This window comes from Sphingobium cyanobacteriorum (genome assembly GCF_030580935.1).
Classification (GTDB): Bacteria; Pseudomonadota; Alphaproteobacteria; order Sphingomonadales; family Sphingomonadaceae; genus Sphingobium; species Sphingobium cyanobacteriorum.
In genome coordinates this window covers 1-4,271 of sequence record NZ_JAUQOM010000047.1, presented here as the reverse complement: position 1 = coordinate 4,271, position 4,271 = coordinate 1, and the positions used below count along the sequence as shown (strand labels likewise).

Sequence of the window (4,271 nt, the reverse complement as noted above, 5' to 3'; positions counted from 1 at the left end):
GGGGTGACTACACGAAAGTGACGTATCTGCACGGTAAGGGCGAACGGATAGCGAACGTCACGCGGCGAGCAGGGATCGGACGGCGCGCAGCGGCCGCAAGGCATCCGGATCGGGCCGGTCTTCTACATTCCAGCTATAGTCGCCGGTCAGCGAGATATGCTCCCAGCCCAACGGCGCGACGTGGCGCGCGATTTCGTCGGGCGTGCCGATGTCCGCCAGCGCCACTTCAAGATAGCGGGTGTTCCACAAGATGATGGCGGCGACGAGCAGGTTGAGGCCGGATGCGCGATAGGTCTGGTTCTCGAACCGCCGATCACGCAGCTCGCCGAGCTGGTTGAAGAAGAGCGCGCGGGCGAGCGCGTTGCGGGCTTCGCCCTTATTGAGGCCCGCCTGGGTGCGCCGGCGCAGGTCGATGTCGCGCAACCAGTCGAGCATGAAGATCGAGCGTTCGAGACGGCCAAGCTCGCGCAACGCGAGGGCTAGTCCATTCTGTCGCGGATAGGCGGACAGGCGGCGTAGCATCGCTGAAGCGGTGCCGGTGCCGGTGCGGATCGATGTGGCGAACCGCAGCAGTTCGTCCCAATGCGCTGCGACATGACCCAATGCGATCGGTTCGCCCGTCATGCCGGCGAGCAAGGGGCCTGCTTCCTGGCCGGGAAGCAGGTGCAAACGACGTTCCTTGATGTCGCGCAGGCGTGGCGCGAAACGGTAGCCAAAGAAGGGCATGAGGCCGAACACATGGTCCGATGCCCCGCCTGTATCGGTGTAGTGCTCCTCGATTGTCAGGCCGGTCTGCTGATATAGCAAGCCATCCAGCACATAGGGAGCTTCGCCGGCGGTCGCCGCGATTACCCGGGTCGCGAAGGGGCCATATCGATCCGAGACATGGGTGTAGAAGGCAACGCCCGGTTCGTTGCCGCTGCGCGCGTTGATGTCGCCGATCGCGGCCCCGCGACCACCGGCATGAAATTGCTGTCCGTCGCTCGACGAGGTGGTGCCGTCTCCCCACAGCGCGGCGAGCGGCATGGCACGATGGGCGTCGATCAGCCTTCCCAGCGCTTCGCCATAGGCGGCCTCGCTGATGTGCCAGTCGTGGAGATGGGCGAGCTGACGCAGGCTTGCGCCCCGGCAGGTTTCCGCCATGCGCGTGAGGCCGAGATTGATGCCATCGGCAAGGATGACGGTGAGCAGCGCATTGCGGTCGTCGGCCTCCCGGCCCGAACGCCGATGGATGAAGCATTCGCTGAACCCGGTCCAGGCATCGACCTCAAGCAGGAGATCGGTGATCTTCACGCGCGGCAGTCGGTCGTAGGCAGCGCGACGGGCAATCTCGGTGGCGGGTGGCGTTGCCGCCTTCAGCGGCGAGATGATAAGGCCGCTTTCGTTAAGCCTGACCTGGGGCAGCTCGCCCTGTCGGGCGAGGACCGTCACCTGTTCGATCGCCGTGTCGAGCCTGGCGCGCCTTTCCTCGATATGACGATCGAAGTCCGTTTCGATGGCGAGCGGCAACGGCCCCTTCTCGCGAAGCGCGTCGAAGGTGGCCGACGGGATGAGGTAGCTATCGAAATCGCGGAACTGGCGGCTTCCCGAGACCCATATGTCTCCCGCTCGCAACCGCTCCCGTAGCTGGGCCAAGGCGCATAGTTCATAGGCGGCGCGATCGACGATGCCGTCCCGCAGGACGAACGGCCGCCATGCGGAGGGCACAAAGCGCAGCGGCACGCGATCAGGCAAGCGCCGTTTGCCGGTCCGGTATAGCTCCGCGATGATGGTAAGCGCCGACAGGAGTCCCTGCACCGCACCGGCGCCGCGAAATTCGAAGGTGTTGAGAAAGGCACCGGCAAAGAGCTTCACCGTGCGATGCCGCTCGATCAATTCGGAGGTGCGATCGACGGTTTCCGGTCGCCCGAGCACTTCGGCCTGCTCGACGGCCACGGCGAAGCGCTGCCAGTCCAGCGCCTCGATCTGCGCCAGAGAATCCACGCCCTTGCTGCGCGCGTCGATGAGGAGGCGGCAAGACCCCGTGAGCGTCCGGAGGTGGCCTTGCAACTCGCGCACCGTCTTGACGGCTTTGTCGCGGGTCCGGTTCTCGGCGCGGCGCGCCATGCTGCCCAACAGCTTGTCGAACATCGTCAGGGTGGCGTCGGTCAGGCTTTCCTCAAGGCGGATGCCGGTTGCCGCCAGCGTCGCATGGCGGCGCAGGGCATTGAGTTCGCCAAGGTGCTGGGGTGTGATGCGACTGCCTTCGTCCGCCAGCCTGTCAAAAGTCAAAGCCGGGATCATGTCGGCACGGGCGCGATCGAGGCCCAGCGCGCGGATATAGGCGAGCCGTTCGATCAGGCGCAGGATGTTGCGCGCTGCCGGCGATTGTGGCGCATTGCGCAGCCAGGATAGCCATGTCGCGGCCTGCCCCGTCCGTCGCGCCAGCAAATCGTCCAGACCCTGTAGCGTGTCGGGCCGCAGGCCGTTCGTCAGCACTTCATAGGTGAGCTGTTCGGCCTGTTGACGCGCCCGTCGCAGCACCGCTTCGAGAATCAATGGAGAAGGCAGGAAGATCTGCCGGCGCCGGAGTTCATCGACGATGACGCCTGCCATCTGGCCGGGGTGGATGATGGTCTGCGCGATCGGGATCGAGAAGGCGACAACTTCACGGAAAGCGTTGCGGTCAAAAATCCTGAACCCGTGCGATCGTCGGATTTCAACGAGATGCTCGCGGCGGGTCTGGTCCCGATGGGCGTAGTCCGCAAAGGCTTCGGGCGCGACGCCGAGTTGCTGCGCCACATAGGCGAGTACAGGAGCGGGCGGGACTTCGCCCGCTTCCAGCGCACGGCCAGGCCATCTCATATATAGCATGAGCATCGCATAGCCGAGCCGGGTGGCATCGCCGCGACGGCGGCCGACAACGTCCATGTCGTCGCTGGTCAGCGTATAGTGCCGCGCAATCTCACGCTCATCGAGCGGCGCGCTATAATGCCCCGCCCAGATTTCCGGGCTCACCAGTCGCCGTCTCGCCAAGCATGATCTCCTTCCTCACCCTTGTCCGTCAGACGGTCCTCTGGCGGCCAACAGGAATATGTCCGTTAACTCTGGACCTGTAACGGCGATTCGGACAAGGTCGCATAATGACGGGAAAACGGACAGGATCGGGCAACATGTGGCGCTGATCGGCTATGCGCGAGTCTCGACCGCAGACCAGAAGCTGTCGCTTCAGCACGACGCGCTGAACGCTGCCGGGTGCGACCGTATATTCGACGATCACGCATCTGGGGCAAAAGCTGATCGGCCCGGCCTGTCCGACGCGCTCGCCTATTTGCGCAGTGGCGATACGCTGGTGGTGTGGAAGCTCGACCGCCTCGGCCGCTCGATGAGCCACCTGATCGAGAAGGTCGGCGAGCTTGCGGCGCGCGGCATCGGGTTCCGCTCACTCACCGAAAACATCGACACCACCACTTCGGGCGGAATGCTGGTGTTCAACATTTTCGGCTCGCTGGCCCAATTCGAGCGTGATCTGATCCGGGAACGCACCCATGCCGGCCTCAAGGCCGCGCGCGAGCGTGGCAACAAGGGTGGTCGCCGCCCTGTCGTCACCCCCGACAAACTTCGCAAGGCGCGGGCGCATATCGCGTCGGGCCTCACTGTTCGCGAGGCAGCGGCCCGGCTCAAGATCGGAAAAACCGCCCTGTATAAAGCATTGGAAAGCAAATGAGCGCGCTACAGATTCAAGCGCATCAGACAGCGTCAAACAATTGTCGGCGACATCGAGGTTATGTCGCTGTTGGAGGTCAGGTATGGCGGTCACACTGAGCTTGCAGAAGCTGGCGGAGGCTGATCCGTCACGAGGTTGGGCTCCGACCGAGTTCTATGACATAGTGGCGGCCGGGAAGGTGGTCGGTTCGATCCAGCTTCGCCTGGGTAACACCGACTACATGCGTCTGTATGGCGGGCATGTGGGATACAAGGTCGAACCAGAACATCGTGGACACGGCTACGCAAGCAAGGCGCTAGCCGCGTTGCGCCCTATCGCCCAGCATCACGGTTTTGACGAAATCTGGATCACCGTCCGGCCAGATAACATTGCTTCGTGTCGCACATTGGAAAAGGCTGGAGCGAGCTATGAGGAAACGGTAGCGGTCCCGCTTGACAGTGACCTATACGCGCGCGGCGATCTTCATATGCGGCGGTATCGCCTATCTGTCTGATCTGCGACGTGTCCGAATAATGTACTGGCGCCCCCCTAGCGTGCAGATACGTCACTTTCGTGTAGTCACCCC

3 protein-coding genes are annotated in these 4,271 nt (G+C 63.5%); 2 read left to right on the top strand and 1 reads right to left on the bottom strand.

What is annotated here, in order from left to right; genetic code table 11:
- Positions 1-57 precede the first annotated feature (57 nt).
- Positions 58-3,015 carry a Tn3 family transposase gene (locus Q4610_RS21405; protein ID WP_304537801.1) on the bottom strand — a complete coding sequence of 986 codons (2,958 nt, stop codon included), beginning with the start codon at positions 3,013-3,015 and terminating at the stop codon, positions 58-60.
- A 139-nt stretch (positions 3,016-3,154) separates the two neighbouring features.
- Here Q4610_RS21405 and Q4610_RS21400 point away from each other — a divergent pair, with 139 nt between their 5' ends.
- Entirely contained in the window at positions 3,155-3,706 is a 552-nt protein-coding gene (locus Q4610_RS21400) for a recombinase family protein (RefSeq protein WP_304537800.1), read from the top strand.
- 82 nt (positions 3,707-3,788) lie between these two features.
- Positions 3,789-4,199 (top strand): GNAT family N-acetyltransferase, encoded by a 411-nt coding sequence (locus Q4610_RS21395; RefSeq protein WP_304537799.1) that lies wholly within the window; start codon positions 3,789-3,791, stop codon positions 4,197-4,199.
- The last annotated feature ends 72 nt before the right edge of the window (positions 4,200-4,271 follow it).

Coding starts and splice junctions, on each gene's coding strand:
- Q4610_RS21395 (WP_304537799.1), top strand. CDS start 3,789: ATGGCGGTCACACTGAGCTTGCAGAAGCTGGCGGAGGCTGATCCGTCA.